Source organism: Sorangium sp. So ce1036 (assembly GCF_051369805.1).
In the GTDB taxonomy this organism is placed as follows: Bacteria; Myxococcota_A; Polyangia; order Polyangiales; family Polyangiaceae; genus Sorangium; species Sorangium cellulosum_F.
In genome coordinates this window covers 7,788,748-7,808,238 of record NZ_JBBMOX010000001.1, presented here as the reverse complement: position 1 = coordinate 7,808,238, position 19,491 = coordinate 7,788,748, and the positions used below count along the sequence as shown (strand labels likewise).

At 76.0% G+C, this 19,491-nt stretch carries 9 protein-coding genes; 4 read left to right on the top strand and 5 right to left on the bottom strand.

Going from position 1 to position 19,491, the window contains the following annotated elements; translation table 11 throughout:
- Nucleotides 1-5: 5 nt before the first annotated feature.
- From WMF31_RS29375 to WMF31_RS29355, 5 genes are all read right to left on the bottom strand, one after another.
- Nucleotides 6-2,081, bottom strand: coding sequence for a hypothetical protein (locus WMF31_RS29375; RefSeq protein WP_436605119.1), 2,076 nt, complete (start codon nucleotides 2,079-2,081; stop codon nucleotides 6-8).
- Entirely contained in the window at nucleotides 2,071-3,135 is a 1,065-nt protein-coding gene (locus WMF31_RS29370; RefSeq protein WP_436605118.1) for a hypothetical protein, read from the bottom strand. The genes WMF31_RS29375 and WMF31_RS29370 overlap by 11 nt, the downstream gene beginning before the upstream one ends.
- Before the next feature lie 239 nt (nucleotides 3,136-3,374).
- Entirely contained in the window at nucleotides 3,375-4,433 is a 1,059-nt protein-coding gene (gene tsaD, locus WMF31_RS29365; protein ID WP_436605117.1) for a tRNA (adenosine(37)-N6)-threonylcarbamoyltransferase complex transferase subunit TsaD, read from the bottom strand.
- Nucleotides 4,421-5,002, bottom strand: a complete 582-nt coding sequence (locus WMF31_RS29360) for a hypothetical protein (protein WP_436605116.1) — start codon at nucleotides 5,000-5,002, stop codon at nucleotides 4,421-4,423. Before WMF31_RS29360 ends, tsaD begins: the two co-directional genes overlap by 13 nt.
- The gene (locus tag WMF31_RS29355) at nucleotides 4,999-9,279 is read right to left on the bottom strand and encodes a HEAT repeat domain-containing protein (RefSeq protein ID WP_436605115.1); all 4,281 of its coding nucleotides are present in this window, start codon (nucleotides 9,277-9,279) and stop codon (nucleotides 4,999-5,001) included. The genes WMF31_RS29360 and WMF31_RS29355 overlap by 4 nt, the downstream gene beginning before the upstream one ends.
- 278 nt (nucleotides 9,280-9,557) lie before the next feature.
- Here WMF31_RS29355 and WMF31_RS29350 point away from each other — a divergent pair, with 278 nt between their 5' ends.
- The 4 genes from WMF31_RS29350 to WMF31_RS29335 all read left to right on the top strand — a co-directional run bounded on the left by WMF31_RS29350 (nucleotide 9,558) and on the right by WMF31_RS29335 (nucleotide 19,355).
- The gene (locus tag WMF31_RS29350; RefSeq protein ID WP_436605114.1) at nucleotides 9,558-13,547 is read left to right on the top strand and encodes a serine/threonine-protein kinase; all 3,990 of its coding nucleotides are present in this window, start codon (nucleotides 9,558-9,560) and stop codon (nucleotides 13,545-13,547) included.
- Between the two features lie 200 nt (nucleotides 13,548-13,747).
- On the top strand, nucleotides 13,748-14,554 hold the full coding sequence (locus WMF31_RS29345; RefSeq protein ID WP_436605113.1) for a hypothetical protein: 807 nt from the start codon (nucleotides 13,748-13,750) through the stop codon (nucleotides 14,552-14,554).
- 98 nt (nucleotides 14,555-14,652) lie between these two features.
- Complete coding sequence (locus WMF31_RS29340; RefSeq protein WP_436605112.1) at nucleotides 14,653-15,828, top strand: TolB family protein; 1,176 nt, start codon at nucleotides 14,653-14,655, stop codon at nucleotides 15,826-15,828.
- A complete protein-coding gene (locus tag WMF31_RS29335; RefSeq protein ID WP_436605111.1) occupies nucleotides 15,825-19,355 on the top strand; it encodes a hypothetical protein in 3,531 nt (1,176 codons plus the stop codon). The genes WMF31_RS29340 and WMF31_RS29335 overlap by 4 nt, the downstream gene beginning before the upstream one ends.
- The last annotated feature ends 136 nt before the right edge of the window (nucleotides 19,356-19,491 follow it).

Sequence of the window (19,491 nt, the reverse complement as noted above, 5' to 3'; positions counted from 1 at the left end):
GGTCATCAGAAGTCGGGTTTCCCTTCGGGGAGCGGCGGCTCGGAGGTGCTCGGCGGCGGCACCTTACCCCCTCCGGGTTTCGGTTTGAAGCGCTCCGACGGGGCCCCTCCCGCCGGGGTGCTCCTGTTCCGCCCTGATGCCTTCGGCTTCGACCCGGTCTCGCCCTGCTGCGCCTGTGGCTTCGACTCTGGCTCGCTCGGCTTCGGCTGCGGCTTCGGTCCCTCCGCGGTCGGCTTCGCGGTCGTCTCCGGCTGCGCCGACGGCTCCGCCGCCGCCGAGGGCGAGCCCGTCTCCACCGTCGCCGCCGCGGCGGCCGCGGCGCTCGGCCCTGGCGTGGCGCTCGGCCCTGGCGTGGCGCTCGACCCTGGCGCAGCGGTCGCCGGCGGCGGCGTCACGCCCGCGCCCGTCGCCTCCGGCACGGCGGGCCCCGCCGCCGGAACCCGCTGCGTTACCAGCACGGCGGCGACCCCGGCGACCGCCGCCAGGCTCAGCCCCGCGACGGCCCAGATCCACGTTCGCGACGACGCCGGCCTCTCCACGATGACCGGGATCTCGTCGCGATCATCCCCTCCGCCGCTGGCCGGGCCGCTGCCGGCCTGCGCCGCCGGAAACGGCCCCGCCGGCGCAGGCGCGCTCCACGCCGCCCCGCCCGCCGCCCCGCCCGGCGGCGGCTGCGACGGCACCACCGCGGCCGCAGGCGGCTCCGGACCCCGCCGCGCCGCGGCCGGGCTCCCCGCCTCGATCCCCTCCGGCAGCGCCTCGCCCCGGACCGCGCCCCGCAGCAGCCTCTCCGCGTCGATGACCAGCGTGCCCTTCGGCCCGACCTGGTGCCCCGCCGCCGCTGCCGAGAGCCCCACCGCGCCGGGCCCCGCCTCCTGCCGCGCCCCGCCAGCCATCCCGGGCGCGTGCGCCTCGCCCCGCCCGGCGCCCCGCGGCGACGGCGGCGAGGGCACAGGCGCCCGCCCCCACTCGGGCAGCGTTGCCGGCGCGCCGCCCCCGGCTACGCCGACGGCGCCGGCTGCACCGACGACGCCCGCTGCCCCGACGGCTCCGGCTGCGCCCACGCCCCCGGCCGCACCCACGCCCGCGCCGCCTCCTCCGCCCCCGAACGTCTGCGAGAGCAGCGCGGCGCCCCCTTGCTGCGCCGCGAACCGCTCCCGCCACCCGCCGAACCGCGGCTTCTCCTCCTCCTCGCTCCGCGGCCTGGCCCCGAACACCCCCCGCGCGATCTCCCCCTCGTCCTCGGCGAGATCCTCGATCTTGAGGAGCATCCCGTGCCGGTCCTCCATCGTGACGTCGCGCTCCCGCACGAACCGCACCGACACGCCCCCGGGGATGTCCGCCTCGCGCCCGCTCGTGATCGACGTCCACTTGAGGTTCGACCGGTACAGCACCGTCGCGATCTTCGCCGCCGCGTGCGCGATCGCGCCGAACGGCTCATCGTGCTTGTGCACGATGACCACCCGCTTCGGCTGCGCCGCCTCGTCCGCCAGCCACTCCCACGTCGCGCTGCTCCGCCGGAGATACGGCAGGTCCCGGAACTCGTCGATGTACCGCTCCAGCACGTCCGACACCCGGTCGGGCCGCTCCCGCACCGCGCTCACGTACTCGCGGTAGAACATCCCCGCCGACGAGTTGACCTCGGTGGCGTTCATCACGTGCCGGTAGAACGTTGCCGACGCCTCCAGGAGCGACGTGTACCCGAGATCCCGATCCACCGCGACGATCCCGTGCGCGAACGGCGGATTGCCCCGGCCGGCGTGATCCATCGCCCCGCCGATGCGGAACCCGCAGATGAGCCCCACCGCGCCGTGCCCCGGCTCATGCTGCGTGTCGTCGCGCGACAGGTTGCCGATCGCGAACGCGTGCGTCGCCCCCGTCTGCGGCTCGATGTACTTCATCAGCCGGGCCAGGTGGCTGAAATGCGTCGTCGTGAGGGGCCCCTGGGGCACCTCCGGGCAGTACATGAAATCGATCTGATGGCCGGGGATGTTCCCGTGCAGCACGTGGTACCACGCCGCGTCCGCCGGCGCGCGATACCGCGGGATCACATACCCGGCGCCGCCCCCGCTACCGTACATTGGGTCGGACCTGCTGCGGGTGCTGCGGGTGCTGCGGCTGCTGCGGGTGCGGGGGCTGCTGCGGCAGCTGCGGGGCCGGGAGCTGCGCCGTCCGCGCGAGCGCCGAGCTCGCGTTGACGTCCTGCTTCATCCGCTGGAGGAGCTGCGGATCATACGCGTTCTTCGGGAGGATGCGCTCCACGAAGTGCGAGAAGAGGTGGTGTGTGCTGTGACCGTAGCTCGCCGAACCGACGAGCACCCGGACGTCGATGGTGTTCTTGTACCGCTCGAGGCTGTCGATGAGCGACTTGTAATAACCCCGCGCCTCCCGCTCGACCTCCGCCGGCGTCCCGGAGAGCACGTCGGACTTGTTGATGAACAGCACCACCGTCTTGCACGACGCCAGCGTCTTCGGGCTGAAGAAGAACTGGAGCGACTGCGGCTGAAACTCGCGGAGCTGCTCCTGGATCCGCGCCGGCTCGATCTTCTGCCCGTCCTTGCCCGCGAGATCCACGACCATCAGGAGCCCGTGGATCTCCTCCATGATGAGCTCCTGCTGCGCGTCCACGATGTGCTCGCCGCCCCAGTCGCCGATCTCGAACACGTGCTCCGTCAGCACCTCTTTCGTGAGCACGTGGCTCACGGTCCTCTCGTAACGCTCGATCTTCGTCCCCTGCAGCGTGCCGAGATCGACGAGCGGATTCGCCCACTTCAGCGTGAGCGACGTCTTGCCCGTCCACTTGATCCCGAGCGTCAGGATCTTGTACCGCTTCTGCGTGATCTTCGGCCGGGTCTCGAGCTCGGTCCGGAGCCAGTCGATCTCCTTCTGCTGCGCGTCCAGCCAGTCGACCTTCTGCCGGTCCTCGCCCCGCGCGACGTCGAGCGCCTGCTGGAGCTGCGCGCACTGCGATCTCGCCTGATCCAGCTGGCCCTTGGCCTGCCGGAGCGCCTCGATGTGCTGGTTCGCGTCCTTGAGCTGCCGCTTGAGCTCAGCGCTCTGCATCATCAGGAACACGGCGCCCGCGCCGCTCGCCAGCGCCACCAACCCGAACACGATCGCTAGAACAAGGACCATGGCTCACACACCTCGCGCCCCGCAGGGCGACACTCTCTCGCTATCCTGTGCGGCCGGGGAGACGGCCAGCGCGCGCCAGCCTGAATCTTGAGCTCTCATCAGACCACGCCTCGACACGATGAACAAGCCCGAGGTAATCCCAAGAACCAGCCGAACCTTCGTTGTCCCACGTCGCCTCACGCCGCCCGCCTCGCGCCTTGCTCCTTGCACGGCTTCCGGCGCGCGGGCGCTCCGGCAGCTTATCGCACGCCGCCGCCCTTGCGGGTCACCCGCGGGAGCGCCGTCCGCGTCTCCGGCGCGAGATCGAGCGCGTCCCGCTCCCCGGCCGCGAGCCGCAGCGCCCCGGCATAGGCGATCATCGCCCCGTTGTCCGTGCAGCTCGCGAACGGCGGGATGAACAGCGCGAGGTCCCGCCGCGCGCACGCCGCCGCCATCCGCGCCCGGAGCCCGCGGTTCGCCGCGACGCCGCCCGCGAGCACCACCCGCTCGACCCCCTCCGCCCGCGCCGCCCGCACGGTCTTCTGCACGAGCGCGTCGACCACCGCCCCCTGGAACGCCGCGCACAGGTCGCGCAGCGCCTGCCCCTCCGGCCGCCCGCGCCGCGCCACGTGGCGCGCCACCGCGGTCTTGACGCCCGAGAAGCTGAACTCCAGCGAGTCCTTGCGCGCCATCGGCCGCGGCACCGCGTCCTTCGCCGCCGCCGCGTCGCCGCCCTCCGCGAGCCGGTCGACCACCGGCCCGCCCGGGTACCCGAGGCCGAGCAGCTTCGCCACCTTGTCGAACGCCTCGCCCGCAGCGTCGTCGCGCGTCGCGCCGAGCTCGCGGATCGCGCCGAGCGACGGCCCGTCCACCCGGTAGATCGCCGTGTGCCCGCCCGAGGCGAGCAGCGCCACGTACGGGAACGCCGGCCGCTCCGCCGGCGCGCCGCCCCGCCGCAGGAACACCGCGAGCAGGTGCCCGACGAGGTGGTCCACGCCGACGAGCGGCTTGCCCGCCGCCCACGCGAGCCCCTTCGCCGCCTGCAGCCCCACGAGCAGCGCGCCCGCGAGCCCCGGCCGCGACGTCACCGCGACGCCGTCGAGGTCCGCCGCCGTCACGCCCGCGCGCGAGAGCGCCTCGCGCACGACCGGGACCACCGCGCGCGCGTGATCGCGCGCCGCGACCTCGGGCACGACGCCCCCGTACGGCGCGTGCAGCGCCACCTGGCTGCGCACGACGTCGGAGAGGACGTCGCCCCCCTCGGTCACCACCGCCGCCGCCGTCTCGTCACACGATGTCTCGATCCCTAGAACCCGCATGTCCCCGACCGCCGTGTCAGCCTGAATACGCCGAAGATCTGCCGCTGTCCCGCCCCGAGCGCCTCGCCCGAGGCCGGCTCCTCGTGGCCCGGCCGGAGCAGGCGGACCTCGACCGATGCGTCGGTCCGCAGCGACACGATGGCGAGGAGCGGCTCCGCCCCCGGATCCGACGCGCTGACCGCAACCACGGCGTTGCGCTCCCGGCCGTCGCCGAACTGGAGCCGCGAGAGCGGGTCGTGGGCGAGCGCGCCGATCGGCCGGAGCTGCGCGCCGTCGAGCAGGCGCCGCTCCGGCGTGGCCCCGTCGGGCGCCTCGTAGGTCCACAGCGCGCCCGGTGGCTCCGGGCCGTCGAGCGCGTCCGCGTCGAGCACGAGCCGCATCTGCACCCGCGGGCTCAGGCCGGCGCGGAAGGCGCCGCCCAGGGTGATCGCGCCGCAGTAGGCCTCGCCCTCGGCCGTCGAGAACCGGCTCACGTCGTCGCAGCCGGCCGCGGCGCCGGCGCCGGCGAGGAGCAGCAGCGCGAGCCGCGGCCCGGCGCGCCGCGGCCCGGGCGGGGGGGCAGCGCTCACGGGGCGGCGCTCCGCATCAGCTCGGCCGCGGCCTCGCGCACCCGCGGCTCCGGATCGCGCGCCGCGAGCTGCCGGAGGACCGGCGCCGCCGCCGCGCGGTCCGCCGAGGCGAGGGCGCGCGCCGCCGCCTCGCGGACCAGCGCGTACGCGTCGGAGCGGGCGGCCGCGCCGAGCGTCTCCACGACCGGGCTCGGACTGCCGCCGCCGGCGGCCCCCGGGGCAGCGGCCGCGCCCGGGGCGGCCGGCGAGCCCGCCGCGCCGAGCCGGCCGAGCGCCTCGGCCGCGCGCACGCGGAGCGGCCAGCTCGACGAGGTCCGCAGGACCTCCGAGACGGCCGCGATCGTCGGGCCGTGCCGGACCGGGCCGAGCGCCGAGAGCGCCGCGCGGCGCACGCTCTCCTCCGGATCGCCCAGCGCGTCGACCACCGCGGCCTGCGCCTCCGGCTCGGGTCGGGCCGCGAGCAGCTCCACCGCGCGCGTGCGCACCTCGATCGCGGGGTGCCGCACGAGGGCCACGAACCCGCTCACGACCGCCGCCGCGATCCCCTCCACCGTGGCCTCCACCTGCCTCCGGAGCTCGGGGGCGAGCTCCGCGCCCGCGGCGCCGTCCGTGAACGGCGCGAGGCCGACCGCGGCCCCGCCGCCGTCGCGCCCGCCGCCCGCCCCGCCCGCGCCCCGCGCGCCGCGCGAGAGGATCGCGTCGGCGACGACCAGCGCCCGCTCGGGCGACGTCGCCACCGCGGCGACCGCGGCCCTCTGGAGCGCCGGGCCGAGCGCCACGAGCGCGGCGGCGCGGTCCCCGGCGCTGAACGGATCCGGGTCGAGCCCCGCGAGGACGTCCTTCACCGTCAGCGCCCCGTCCGGCACCGGCAGCGGCTCGCGGGCGCGCGGGTACGCCCGCCGCGTGAACGCGGCCGCCGCGGCCGCCGCGGCCGCGCGCAGCCCCTCGTCCGACGAGAAGGCGCCGGCCGCGATCGCCTCGGCGGCCCCGTGCGGGGCGGGCGCCTCGGCCTCGCCGGCGCCGCCCGCCCTCGGGCCGCCGTCGCCGCCGAGCCGCGCCAGCGTGAGGAGCGCCGCGCGGCGGAGCTCCGGCTCGTTCGCGTCGGCGAGCGACACGAACAGCGCGGGCCCCTCGCCCCCCCCGCCGAGCTCGCCCAGCGCGCGGACCGCGGCCGCGCGCGGGACGGCGCCGGCCTCGGGCGCCCTGGCGAGCGCCGACAGCGCCGGCGCGTGCCTCCGGTTGCGCGTCAGGCCGAGGCCGATCGCGGCCATCGCCCGCACCTCCGGCGCCGGGGAGGTCAGGAGCCGCGCGAGCAGCGCCTCCGCCTTCGCCGCGGGCCGACCGCCGGCCGCGGCGAGCCGCGCGACGGCCCACGTCGCGGCGACCGCGACCGCGTCGTTCGGCAGCACGCTCGCCGCCGCGTCCCTCGGCGCGAGCATCTGCTCGTAGCGCCCCAGCATCGCGGGGTCGCGCAGCGCGCCGCAGGCGAGCATCGCGCGGGCGCGCAGGCCCTTGTCTGCCTGGCCGGTCGCGAAGTTGTAGAGCGCCGGCCCCGCGCTCCGGTTCTCGACGTAGGCCAGCACCTCGATCGCGATCTTCTGCTGCGACTCCCGGTCGTCGGCGAGCGCGTCGAGCAGCGGCTTCACGGCGCGCGCGCCGATCTTCGCGAGCTCGGCGCGGGCGGCCGCGCTCGCGTCGCGCGCGTCGCCGCGGACCTTCTGCATCAGCGGGAAGGTCATCGCGCCGTAGAGCTCCACGAGCAGCCGCCGGTAGAGCGGCCGCTGCGGGTTGCCGACCGCGACCGGCAAGAGCTCGCGCTCGAGCACGTCGAGCGAGCCCTTGCCGAGGTTCACCTGCATCGACATGCGCGCCGCGCGGGCGACGAGCTCCTCGTCGTTCGACGCCCGCACGACCCGGCGGAAGAGCCGGTCGGCCTCGTCGGTCTGCCCGGCGGTGAGCAGGAGCTCGGCGAGGTCGAAGTACACGGGGAAGAGCCGGTCGTTCTTGGCGAGCGCCTGCCGGTACTCGGCGATCGCGCGCGGGAAATCCTGCCGCCGCCGGTACATGTCGCCGAGCTTCTGGTGGCCGCCCGCGTCCTCCGGCGACAGCTCCACGGCCTTCGCGGCGTACCGGATCGCGTCGTCGTCCCGGTAGAGCTCGGCGGCGTACTGCGCCATGCGCTGATACAGCTCGCGCGCCCGCTTCGGGTTCACCTCGACCAGCTTGCCCAGGACGTCGATGGCGCCGAGCAGGTCCTGCTGGAGCACGAGCACGCGCTCCAGCGCGAGCAGCGAGCCCTCGTCGCCCGGCGCGGCCTGGATGATCCTGCGCAGCGTGGCCTCGGCGTCCGGCAGCCGGTGCAGCTTGCGCTGCACCTCGGCGAGCAGCCGCCCCGCCTCGAGATCGGGCGGGGCCGCGTTGAAGCGCGCGCTGAGCGGCGCGACGCGGCCCGGCAGCTCGTGGGTGAGCGCCCAGAGGCTGACGATGTGGTTCCGCGCCTCGCGCGCGAGCAGCCTGTCGTTGCCGGCGCCGGCGAGCAGCTGCTCCCAGAGCGCGCGCGCCTCCGCGTAGCGCGCCCGCGGGTTGCTGACGGAGCTCGCCGTGCGCTCCAGCGCGATCGCCAGCGCCTTCTTGTAGCGGGGGTTCGCGGGCTCGAGCTGCGCGGCCTCCCGGAGCGCGGCGAGCGCCTCGGCCACCATGTCGTGGTCGAGGTACACCTCGCCGAGGGTGGCCGCGGCGCGCGCCCGGCTCGGCACGACCTGCCGGATGCGCGCCCACGTCTCCAGCGCCTTCTTCTTGTCGCCTGCCTGGAAGTAGCGGTCCCCCAGATCGACGAGGTGGCTCGGATCGCCGGTCGCGGCGCCGGCGAGCCGCTGCAGCACCCGGAGCGCCCGGTCGTTCTCCTCGACGCGCTCGTAGAAGTCGGCGACCGCCGCGAGCGTCTCGGGCTCGTCCGCGACGCGCCGCTCGAGCTCCGCGAGCAGCGCGAGCGCCTTGGGCCGGTCGCCCCGCTGGATGAGCGTCTCGCACAGCTCGAACACGAAGTCGGCGTTGTGCGGGGCCGCCTTGATCAGGAGCTCGTACTCGCGGATCGCGGCGTCGAGCTCGCCGGCGGTCTGGAGCAGGTGGACGAGCCGGAGGCGCGTGTCGATGTGCCTGCCGCTCAGCGCGAGCGCCCGCCTGTACGTCGCGATCGCCTTGTCGACGTCGCCGGTCTCCTCGTACAGCGCGCCCAGGGTCGCGAGCCGCTGGAAGTCCTGCCCCCGCTCGGCCTCGAGGATCGCGATGAGCTCCGCGAGCCTCCCCTCGGCGCGGAACGCGTCGGTCATGATGAGCAGGATCTCGGCGCGCACGCCCGCGGCGCCGCCGGCGACGGCGAGCGCCCGCTTCAGCACCGCGAGCGCCTCGTCCATCTTCTTCTGCTTGGCGAGCGCCCGCCCGAGGTCGCGCAGCGCCGGCGCGAGCGCGCGGTTGTCGCCGGCCGCGGCCTTGACGAGCTCGCGGAACTCGGCCTCGGCGCGCGCGTGGTGCCCGCGCGCGGCGAGCTCGCGCCCGAGCTCCGCCTTGACGAACAGCGAGCCCTGCGAGGTCTTCACGAGCGCGTCGTGGTGCGCCTCGGCCGCGGCGAAGTCCGAGAGATCGAGGCAGAGCCCGAGCAGCGTGCGCCGCGTCTGCTCGACGTCCGCGGAGGCCTTGAGCAGCGGCAGCGCCTTCTCGTAGTGCGCGCGCGCGCGGCCCTTGTCGCCGCGGTCCGCCTCGAGCTGGGCGAGCGCGAGCATCGCCGAGGGGGCCGACGGCCGCTCCGCGATCGCCGCCTCGTACGTCTTGATGGCGTCGTCGTACCGCCCGTCCTGCTTGTAAATGCCGGCGAGCACGACCCTGGAGGCCCAGGCGTCCGCGCCGGGCTGGGCGGCGCGGCGCTCGAACTCCTCGACGAGCTTCTTCAGGTTCCCGTCGCGCTCGCGGTAGAGCTGGGCGAGGCGCTGGAGCGGGAACGGCGCGCTCGGCTGGCTCAGGACGATCGCGGTGTAGCGCGCGATCAGCGCGTCGCTCGACCGGCCGCCCGGCCTCGCATCGCCGGACTCGGCGGGCCTGGGCTTCGCCTGGGGCGGCCGGGCGGGCGCCGAGCGCGCGGCGCCGGGCCTGGGCGCCTTGGGCCTGGGCCGCCTGGTGCGGCCGGCCGGATCGAAGTCCGCGGCGTCGGCGCGCGGGATCGCGAGCGTCGCGGCCGCGGGGAGCAGGACGGCGAGGCAGCCGGCCAGGACGTGGGATCGCACCGGAGTAGCGTAGATCGGTCGCGCTCCGCGGGCCATGCGGCGGCCGCGCCGGGCCGGGCGCCCACCGGCGCCGATGCGCTCCGGGGACACGGGGCGCGGCGCGGAGGTCATGCGGGTCACCAAGCCGCGCCCGGCCAGCGCTCTCCTTTGGCTCCGGCGTTCATTATGAGCCTGGGGCGAGCCCGGTTCTGGATATCCTGGGCCACGGCGATGGGCTCGTCCGACGCACCGCACTGGCGAGCGCTGCGGTCCCCGGGGCCGCCGGAGGGGCACCGCTGATGCGCGAAGGCGACCTCGTCGGCGATCGCTTCGAGATCGAGGCGCACGCGAGCGCCGGCGGCATGGCGCAGGTCTTCCGCGCCCGCGATCGGCTCACCGGCGAGCCGGTCGCGCTGAAGGTCCTGGAGCGCCGGGGTCCCCAGGAGACGCACCGCTTCGTCCGGGAGGCCCACGCGCTCGCCGCGCTCCGCCACCCGGGCATCGTCGGGTACATCGCCCACGGCACGACCGAGCGCGGCGAGCTCTACCTCGCGATGCCGTGGCTCACCGGAGAGACCCTCGCCGAGCGCTTCCTCCGCGAGCCGCTCACCGTGCCCGAGAGCCTGACGCTCGGCGCGCGCGTCGCGTCCACGCTCGGCGCCGTCCACCGGCTCGGCGTCGTCCACCGCGACCTCAAGCCGAGCAACCTCCTGCTCGTCGGCGGCTCGGTCGACGACGTGATCCTCCTCGACTTCGGCGTCGCGCGCGTCGCGGAGGCCGGCCAGGAGCTCACCCTGCCCGGCGTGATGCTCGGCACGCCCGGCTACATGGCCCCGGAGCAGGCGCGCGGCGAGCTCACCATCGGCGCGCGCGCCGACGTCTTCGCGCTGGGCTGCGTCCTCTATCGCTGCCTCACCGGCCGGCCGCCGTTCGTCGGCCGCGACGGCCTCTCCGTGCTCGTGAAGGTCCTCCTCGAGGAGCCCCCGCGGCTGCGGGAGCTCCGCGGCGAGATCCCCGCCGCGCTCGACGACCTCGTCACCCGCATGCTCGCCAAGGATCCGCGCGACCGCCCCGCCGACGGCGCGTCCGTCGCCGCCGAGCTCGCGTCCCTCGGCGAGCTCGCGCCCGGCTCGCGGCGCGGCCTCCCTTCGCCCGCCGGCGCCCCGATCCCCGAGCTCACGACCGGCGAGCGCCGGATGATCTGCCTCATCCTCGCGCGCGACGGCGCGCTCGACAGCGACGCGACCCGGTCCGAGGGCGAGGACGCGCTGCGGGCGCGCGCGCTCGGCGCGCTCGCCGAGCGGCACCAGGGCCGCCTCGAGATCATCGACGCGCGCTCGCCGGTCGTCGTGCTGTCGGGCGCCGTCGCGCCGACCGACCTCGCGGCGCGGGGCGCGCGGTGCGCGCTGGCCATGCAGGTGCTGCTCGGCGGCGCGCCGGTCGCGCTGGTCGCCGGTCGCGCCGAGATCTCCGCCCGCTCGCCGATCGGCAAGCTCATCGATCAGGCGGCCGCGCTGCTCGCCGGCGACGGGGCGCGGCACGGCGTGGTCCGCGTCGACGAGGTCACGGCCGGCCTGCTCGGCGCGCGGTTCGAGGTCGACGCCGACGCGTCGGGCCACCTCCTGCGCGGCGAGCGCGACGACCTCGAGGCCGCGCCGCGCCTGCTCGGCAGGCCGACGCCGTGCGTGGGCCGCGACCGGGAGCTGTCGCTGCTCGAGGCGACGTTCCTCCAGTGCGTCGAGGAGCAGACGCCCTCCGCCGTGCTGATCACGGCCCCCGCGGGCATGGGCAAGTCGCGCCTGCGCGCCGAGCTGCTCCGGCGCCTCAGGGCGCGGGGCGAGCGGATGGCGGCGTGGATCGCGCGCGGCGATCCGATGAGCGCCGGGTCCGCCTTCGGCCTGCTCGCGCAGGCGCTCCGGCGCGCGCTCGGCGTGGCCGAGGGGGAGCCGGCGCAGGCGGTGCGGCGCAAGATCCGCGAGCGCGTCGCGCGGCACGGCGAGGCCGGCGCCCGCATGGCGCCGTTCCTCGGCGAGCTCGTGGGCGCGCCGTTCCCCGACGAGGAGAGCGCGGCGCTCAGGGCGGCGCGCCGGAGCTCCGTGCTCATGGGCGATCGGCTGCACCTCGTCTGGGAGGAGTTCCTGCGCGCCGAGAGCGCGGCGCACCCGGTGCTGCTCGTCCTCGAGGACCTGCACTGGGGCGACCTGCCCACGGTCGCCATGATCAACAGCGCGCTCCGCAACGTGCGCGACGCGCCGTTCATGGTGCTCGCGCTCGGCCGGCCCGAGGTGCGCGAGGTGTTCCCGAGGCTGTGGGCCGGGCGCGGCGTGCAGGAGATCGAGCTCGTGGGGCTGTCGCGCCGCGCCAGCGAGCGGCTCGTGCGGCAGGCGCTGGGCGGCGACGTCGCCGAGGAGGTCGTCGCCACGCTCGTCGAGCGCGCCGACGGCAACGCGTTCTTCCTGGAGGAGCAGATCCGCGCCGCCGCCGAGGGGCGAGGGGCCGCGCTGCCCGAGACGGTGCTGGCCATGGTGCAGGCGCGGCTGGAGGCGCTCGATCCCGAGGCGCGGCGCGTCCTCAGGGCGGCGAGCGTCTTCGGCCAGAGCTTCCGGCCGGCCGGCGTCGCCGCGCTGCTCGGCGGCGCCGACGCCGAGGTGGCGGGCCGGCTCGCCGAGCTCGTGGAGCGCGAGGTGATCCTCCCCGGGCGGCAGCCCGGCGGCGCCGGCGCGCGCGACAGCGGGCTCTCGTTCACGCCCGTCGTGCCCGTCGCGCCCGCCGCGCCGGTCGACGCCGCGGCGCTCGAGCAGGGCGCCTGGGGCGGGGCCGGCGAGCCGGACGCGGCCGAGTACAGCTTCCGGCACGCGCTCGTGCGCGAGGCGGCATACGGGGCGCTGACGGACTACGACCGGCGGCTCGGCCACCGGCTGGCGGGCGAGTGGCTGGAGCGGGTGGGGAAGGGCGACGCGGCGGAGCTCGCGGAGCACTTCGAGCGCGGCGCCGAGCCGGGGCGGGCCGCGGCGTGGTACCGGCGCGCGGCGGAGCAGGCGCTCCGCGGCAACGACCTGCTCGCGGCGATCCGGCACGCCGAGCGCGGCGTCGCGTGCGGCGCGGCCGGGGCGGAGGCGGGCGGGCTGCTCCTCGTCGAGGCCGAGGCCCGCGTCTGGCACGGCGACTTCGCCGTGGCCGAGCAGCGCGCGCTCGAGGCGGTCGCGCTGTTCGAGCCCGGCTCCTCCTCGTGGTACGCCGCGGTCACCTGGGTGATCATGGCCGCCGGCAAGCAGGGCGCCCTCGACGTCGTGGAGTCGTGGGTGGCCGCGGCGCGCGCCGCGCCGCCCGGCGAGGGCGCGCTGACCGGGAGGGACATCTGCCTCGCCGGGGGGGCCCACTGGCTGGTCTTCGGCGGTCGCTACGCCGCCGCGGACGGGATCATCGAGGCGCTCGAGCGGAGCGGGGAGGAGGGCAGGCCGCTCGACCCCGGGGTGCTCGCGACGCTGTACGAGGCGCGCGCCATCCGCGCGATGACCTCCGGCGATCCCGGCGCCTGCCTCGAGGGCATCGAGGCGGCGCTCGCGGTGCACGAGCAGAGCGGGGATCGCCGCAACGCCTGCTCGCTTCGGGTGAACCTGGGCGCCATCACCATGGAGCTCGGCGACGCCGCGGGGGCCGAGGCCGCGCTGCGCGACGCGCTCCGCGCGGCGGAGCAGATGGAGCTCACGGACCTGGCCGCGTTCGCCAGGAGCAACCTGGGCAACGTCCTCATCGCCCGCGGCGAGCTCGACGAGGCCCGGCAGGTCGAGGCGGCGGCGATCGCGACGTTCCAGCGGCTGGGCGATCCGCGGGCCGAGGGGGTCGCCCGCGCCTACCTGGCGAAGGCGGCGCTGCTCGGCGGGGACCTCGAGATCGCCGAGGCCGAGGCCCGCGCCGCCGCGGAGCTCCTCCAGAGCGCCCCGCCGCTGCGCGCGGCGGCGTGGGCGCTCACCGCGCGCGTGCTGCTCCGGAAGGGCCGCGTCGGCGAGGCGCTCTCGCTCTCGGGCGAGGCGCTCTCGCTCCTGGAGTCGCTCGGCGCGGTCGAGGAGGGCGAGTCGTTGATCCGGCTCGTCCGGGCCGAGGCCCTCTTCGCGAGCGGCCAGATGGACGACGCGCTCACCGCGATGGCCACGGCGCGCGACAGCGTGCTCTCCCGAGCCAGGCAGATCTCGAATCCTCGCTTCCGGGACCTTTTTCTGTCCACACCCGACAATGGCGAGACGCTCGCGGTGGCCGCGCGATGGCTTGGTGATCGCGACGCTCCGTAGTATAGCGGGTCATCTCATGTAGTCGTTCCTGCTCACGGCTCTCCCGAGGTCCGTGTGCCTCCCACGTGCGCGCCTGTCTGGCGTTCTCGTGACGGCTTTCAGGACGTCGCCACAGATCCGCCTTTTCTGGGGCGCTCCCTGAAAACCCATTGAGGAAATTCCTGATGCGTGTTCTGTTATTTTCTGAGGGGGTTGCGCGAATGAGAGCCGGAGTCGCGATCTCGTATCTGGGTCTTCTGGGTGCCTGCTCGACCGCCTGTATCGGGGAGGCCGAGCCCCTCGGGGAAGAGAGCTCCACGGAGGAAGAGATCGCCACTGCGGAGCAGGCGGCGTTCACGAAGAACGCGTTCACGAAGAACGCGCTCACGGCCAGCGCGCTCACGCGCAACAGGCTCGCGACCGAGGCGCTCACGGGGGGCCCGCTGACGAGCAGCGCGCTCGCGAGGAGCGGAGAGGTCATGCGCGCATTGCGCGACCCGCTGGCCCGCGAGTTCCTGACCTACGCGGCGGGCTGTGCGCTGCCGGAAGGGCAATCGGTTCAGGTCACGCTGGACGGCGAGACCCATGTGTTCGAGGGAGAGCTCGGGCTCGCGCCCGAGTGGGCCCGCGCGCACGGGCAGTGCAACGCCCGGTGTCAGGGATGGGTATCGGCCTGTATGCTGGCCAGGGTCAACTACCTCGGGGAGAGCGTCCCTCTCTCGATGCGCGGCAAGAACAGGGCCCTCGAATCGCGTCCCGAGGAGAGGAAGGCCTTCCCTCACCGGGAAGCGGCGTATTTCGGTGATCTCTTCGCGCCGGAGCAGCTCCGGTTTGCGTGCAAGTCGCCCGGGTCGACGCTCATCCGCCGCGTGTGCGGCGGGACGGGCGAGGACACCGACGGGTGCATCGTCGATGTCCTCGGCGATTGCAACGATCTCTGCGGCGCCCCGGCGCCGGATGGCAGCTTCTCGAACTGCGCTGTCGGTAACCGCACGATCCGGACGACGGTGACGATCTTCCGGGAGTAAGGGCGCCCGCCCGGCCTGGTCGCGGCGCGCCTCCCCGGGCCGCGGCGCGCGCCTCCCCCCGCGACGCACCCCCGCTTTCGTACTAGAGTCGCGGCGCCATGAACCGAAGGCTGCCGCCTGCCCTGCTCGCCTCGCTGCTCCTCGCCGCCTGCGCCGCGCCGGAGCCTCGGCCCAAGGAACCCCTCGGCCAGATCCCCGAGGCGACGACCACGGCGAAGCCCGAGTGGATGCCCTTCCGGATCCGCGCCGGCAAGAGCGTCCCCGCCGATCCTCGCGAGAAGCACCTCGCCGACGTCCGGCAGCTCACCTTCGGCGGCGAGAACGCCGAGGCGTACTGGTCGCCCGACGGCAGGAAGCTCATCTTCCAGTCGACCCGCGACGGCAACAAGTGCGACCAGCAATATGTCATGGACCTCGAGAGCGGCGAGGTCCGCCGGGTCTCGAACGGCAAGGGCAAGACGACCTGCGGCTACTTCCTCTTCCCCGCGCCCCCGGCTCCTGCGCAGGCGCGCGTCCTCTTCGCCTCGACCCACGCCGCCGGCGAGGCGTGCCCGCCGAAGCCCGATCACTCCCAGGGCTACGTGTGGCCGCTCGACGATTTCGACATCTACACGTCGAACGCCGACGGCTCGGATCTCCGCCCCCTCATCCAGGGCGAGGGCTATGACGCCGAGGCGACCGTCGCGTTCGACGGCTCGCGCCTCGTGTTCACGAGCACGCGCGACGGCGACCTCGAGCTCTACACCGCGAAGCTCGACGGGTCCGACGTCCGGCGCATCACGAGCGCGCCGGGCTACGACGGCGGCGCCTTCTTCTCCCCCGACGGGACCAAGCTCGTGTGGCGGGCGAGCCGCCCGACCGGCGCGGCGCTCGACGACTACCGCGCGCTGCTCGCCAAGGGGCTCGTGCGCCCCAGCGCGCTCGAGATCTTCGTCGCCGACGCCGACGGGCAGAACGCGCGCGCGGTGACGCGGAACGGCCGCGCCAACTTCGCCCCCTATTTCCTGCCGGACTCGCGCCGGCTCCTCTTCGCCTCGGATTTCAGCACCCCGCAGGGCGCGCGGGGGATGCCGAACTTCGACCTCTACCTCGTCGACCCCGAGGCGCCCCCTTCGGCGGACGGCGCGCCGCCGGTCCAGCGCGTGACCTACTTCGAGGGGTTCGACAGCTTCCCGATGTTCTCGCCCACCGGCGAGCACCTCGTCTTCGCCTCGAACCGGTACGGCGCGAAGCCCGGCGAGACCAACCTGTTCGTGGCCCGCTGGGTCGAATGAGCGCGACGCGGTCGCGGCCCCGGGCGCCGATCGCCCTCGCGTCGGCGTGCGCGCTCGCGGGCTGCTCCGGCGCCCCGGCGCAGCCGGCCCGCCCCGCCGAGGCCCCTCCCGCCGCGGTGGAGCTCGTGGGCGCCGCCTACGCCTCGCCGGCGCGCTGGAGCTACCACCCGGCGGCGCCCGAGTCCGCGGTCGCGTGGGCGCCCTTCGGCGGCGGGTGCGTCGTCGTGGCCCAGGGCGGCCAGCGCTGGACGGTGACGCCCGAGCGCCCCGCGCCCGCGGCGGGCGCCGCCGCGCCGGCGGACGCGCGCTGCGCGGGCCAGGGCAGGGCGAGCGGATCGCCCGCGCCGGAGGAGCTCACCGCGGTCGTGCGGCGCTCCTCGACCTCCTGGATGTTCGTCGGCGCGAGCGGGGCGATCTACGAGGCCACCTCGCCGCTCGGCCAGCTCACGCGGACGCTCTCGCCGCCCGAGCCGCTCGCGCAGGTCGCGGGCGCCGGCGGCGCGCTGCTCGGGGTGACCCGGAGCGGCGGCGTGCTCCGGTGGCGCGAGGATCTCGGCTGGAAGCCGGTCCAGCTCGACGGCGCCGCGGGGCAGGGGGGGCGCACGCCGCCGCGGGCCCTCGGCGTCGCCATCGCCGAGGGCGGCAGGGCGCTCGCGCTCGCGCTGCCCGAGGCGCTGTTCGCGAGCGAGGACGGCGGGGCGACCTGGGCCCGCGCGCCGCTCCCGCCGATGGGCCTCTCGCAGGTCGGCGTCCTCGGCGGCGAGCTCGTCGCCGAGGGCGTCCTCGCCTCGGCCACGTGGGATCCGCGGCGCACGCCGGCGTTCGCGCGCAGCGCGGCGGTGCTCCCGCCGGCCGACGTCGAGCTCGCCGTCGCGGTCCCGCGCGCCCCGTCCGCCGCCGCCGTGTCGGTCGGCCGGGCGGCGATGGCCGGCGATCGCTACGTCGAGGCGATCCGCCCCGACGACGCCGGCGCGCCGTGGCTCCTCGCGCGCGGCCCCATCGAGGGGCCGCTCAAGGTGGCGCCCCTGCCGGGCACGGCCGACTGCGGCAGCATCCGGCTCGGCGCCGGCGGCGCGAACGGCCGACACCTCGTCGCGGTGTGCGCCGAGCCGGAGGGCGACCGCATCGTGGCGCGGGTGCTCCGCAGCGCGGACGGCGGCGGCGCGTGGTTGCCGTACGCCACCCTGGAGACGCTCGACATCGACCAGGTCGGCGTCGCGGTGGCGCCCGAGGGCGCGGCGCTGCTGACCGGCGTCTGCAAGCCGGGCGACGACGCGGGCAGCTGCAAGCCGACCGCGCCGCTCCTCCTCACCCAGGAGGGTGACCCGGGCGGCGCCCAGCCCGGGGATCGCGCGGCGGTGATCGTCACGGCGGCCCCGACGCTCAGCGCCCCCGCCGCCCTGCCCGCGTTCTCGGCGGACGGTCGCTCCGCCTACTTCGTCGGCTACCGCGGCAAGGACGAGCGCCTCGCGCTGTTCGTCTCGCACGACGGCGGCGAGACGTTCGCGCCGCGGCCGCTCGACCTGCGCGGCCCGGCGCAGGCCGCCTCCCCGGGCGACGGCGCCGAGGACGACGTGGAGACCGAGGAGGACGGCCCCGGCGGCCCGACGCCCGCCGGGCTCGAGATCGTCGAGGAGAGCGCGCTCCGCCCCGCCGACGACGGCGCGGTCGGCCTGCTGCTCTCGGACAGCGGCGCGCTCACGTACCTGATCGCCGACGAGGACGGCCGGGGGCTCACCGTGGCCTCTCCGCCCGCGGAGAGCGCGCAGCTCGCCGGCGTCGGCCGGCGCGTCGTCGCGCTCGCGCCGCGCGCGGCCTCGGGCGGCGACGAGGAGGTCGCGGCGATCTGGGAGTCGCTCGACGGCGGCGTGAGCTGGGCCGAGCTCCCGGAGATGCCGGCGCTCTCGCGCGAGCTCTCCCAGAGCCCGGTCGTGATGGCGTGCGGCGGGAGCGGCTGCCTCTTCGGCGATACGGTGACCCGCGTCGGCTGGGGCGGCCAGTCCGAGGGCGCGCCGTCGCGCGCGCCTCTCCCGGCGCCGCGCCGCGCGCCGGCCGTGCGCACGCCCATCGTCTGCGAGGCGCTGCCGGCCTCGAAGTGGACGCGCATCGACCATGTCGACGGGGGCGGCCTCGGCCTGCCCGGCGCCGGCGAGGCGCTGCGGGGCCGCTCGGTCTGGTCGGTGCTCACGCACGCCCCGAGCGGGGCGGTCGACGTCGTCTCCGCGCTGCTGCCCGAGTCCGGCGCCGGCGAGGCGCGCGTCGTCACGCGCGCGCTGCTGCCCGCGGTGCCGCGCGGGGCGCGGACCGCGAGCAACGTCACCCTCCAGATGGAGGGCTACGCCGCGGCCCGCGTGCGGCTCCCCGCCGGCGGGGGGAGGCCGGGCGAGCCGATGCGCCACGTCGAGCTCGCGTGGGAGAACTTCATGGACGGCACCTCGGGGCGCGGCGTCATCCCGGACGCCGGCCCGTTCGAGCTCGGCGACGTGAAGCCCGTCCCCGGCGCGGCGCGGCGGGCCCCTGCGGGCGCGCGCTCCGGGCCTGGCCCGGCGGGCGCGGCGCCGCGCCCGATGCCGCCGCTCGACGACCTCTTCGACCCCGCGCTCCTCTCCGTGTCGCTCCGGGGCATCTTCCTGCGCCCGCACTCCGGCAGCGCGCGGTCGGCGCTCACGTTCTTCTACGAGCCCTCCGGAAAGCTCCAGCGCTTCGATTTCCCGCTGTGGCCCGCGTCGGGCCTCCGCGGGAGCCTCGACGTCCGCGCCGATGCCGTCCTCGCGGACGGCCAGCCCGTCGGCGTGGGGATGCTCCGGCAATCGCTGAACGGCCCCGTGACCGCGATGCTGCTCGCCCACCGCCCGGCGTCGGCGTCCGGCGGGCCCGGGCGGCCGGACGCCGGCGCGGCGTGGGCGATCGACGCCGTCACCGTGGCGCCCCCGGCGGGGCGCGATCGCGTCGCGCACGTCGACTGGTCCTATGCCGGCAAGACGATCGGCGTGACGACGCTGGTCGCCGATCCGAGGCACGCGGCCGCATGGGCGATGTTCCAGCCATTTCGAAATGACGGAACGCTCGGCCCCGCACAGCCGCTGCCGACGCCGTTCGACCTCGGCGACACGCCGCGCCCTTGCTCTGCCGCCGAGCGCGCCGCGAGCGCGCGCCATGAGGCGCCGCTCTTCCTCGGCAGCGAGGCGCTCTTCCCGGGCACGCGCCACCCCGTGCTGGTGACCGACGTCGCCGGCCCCGCCGGCCCGTCCGACGCGATGACGCTCCTGACGTCCTCCGTGGTGCTCCACGGCACGCCGGCCGCGCCGTGCGTCGCGGGCTGGGAGGCGCGGTCGCTCGGGCGGTCGCCCGTTTCTGCCATCGTCCCGGGCGATCTCGCGCAGGCGTGGCTGTTCCGGGTCGCGGCGGGCCCGACCCCGGCGACCGGCGCGGCCATCGAGCTCCGGCCGATGACCTGCCGCTTCGAACCGGGCGCGAGGGTGCCCGAGGCAGTGTGGAGCGAGCCGGCCACGGAGCGGGTCGAGTGATGAAAAGGATGTATGAAATGAAGCAGACGGCGGGCTGAAACGATCCTGGATCCGGGTTCGCGGTAACCTTGCAGCGACCGGCGTCCGAGCCGCGGCGCTTGCGCTCGTGGTCTCGGCGAGGATAGCCTCAGCTGCC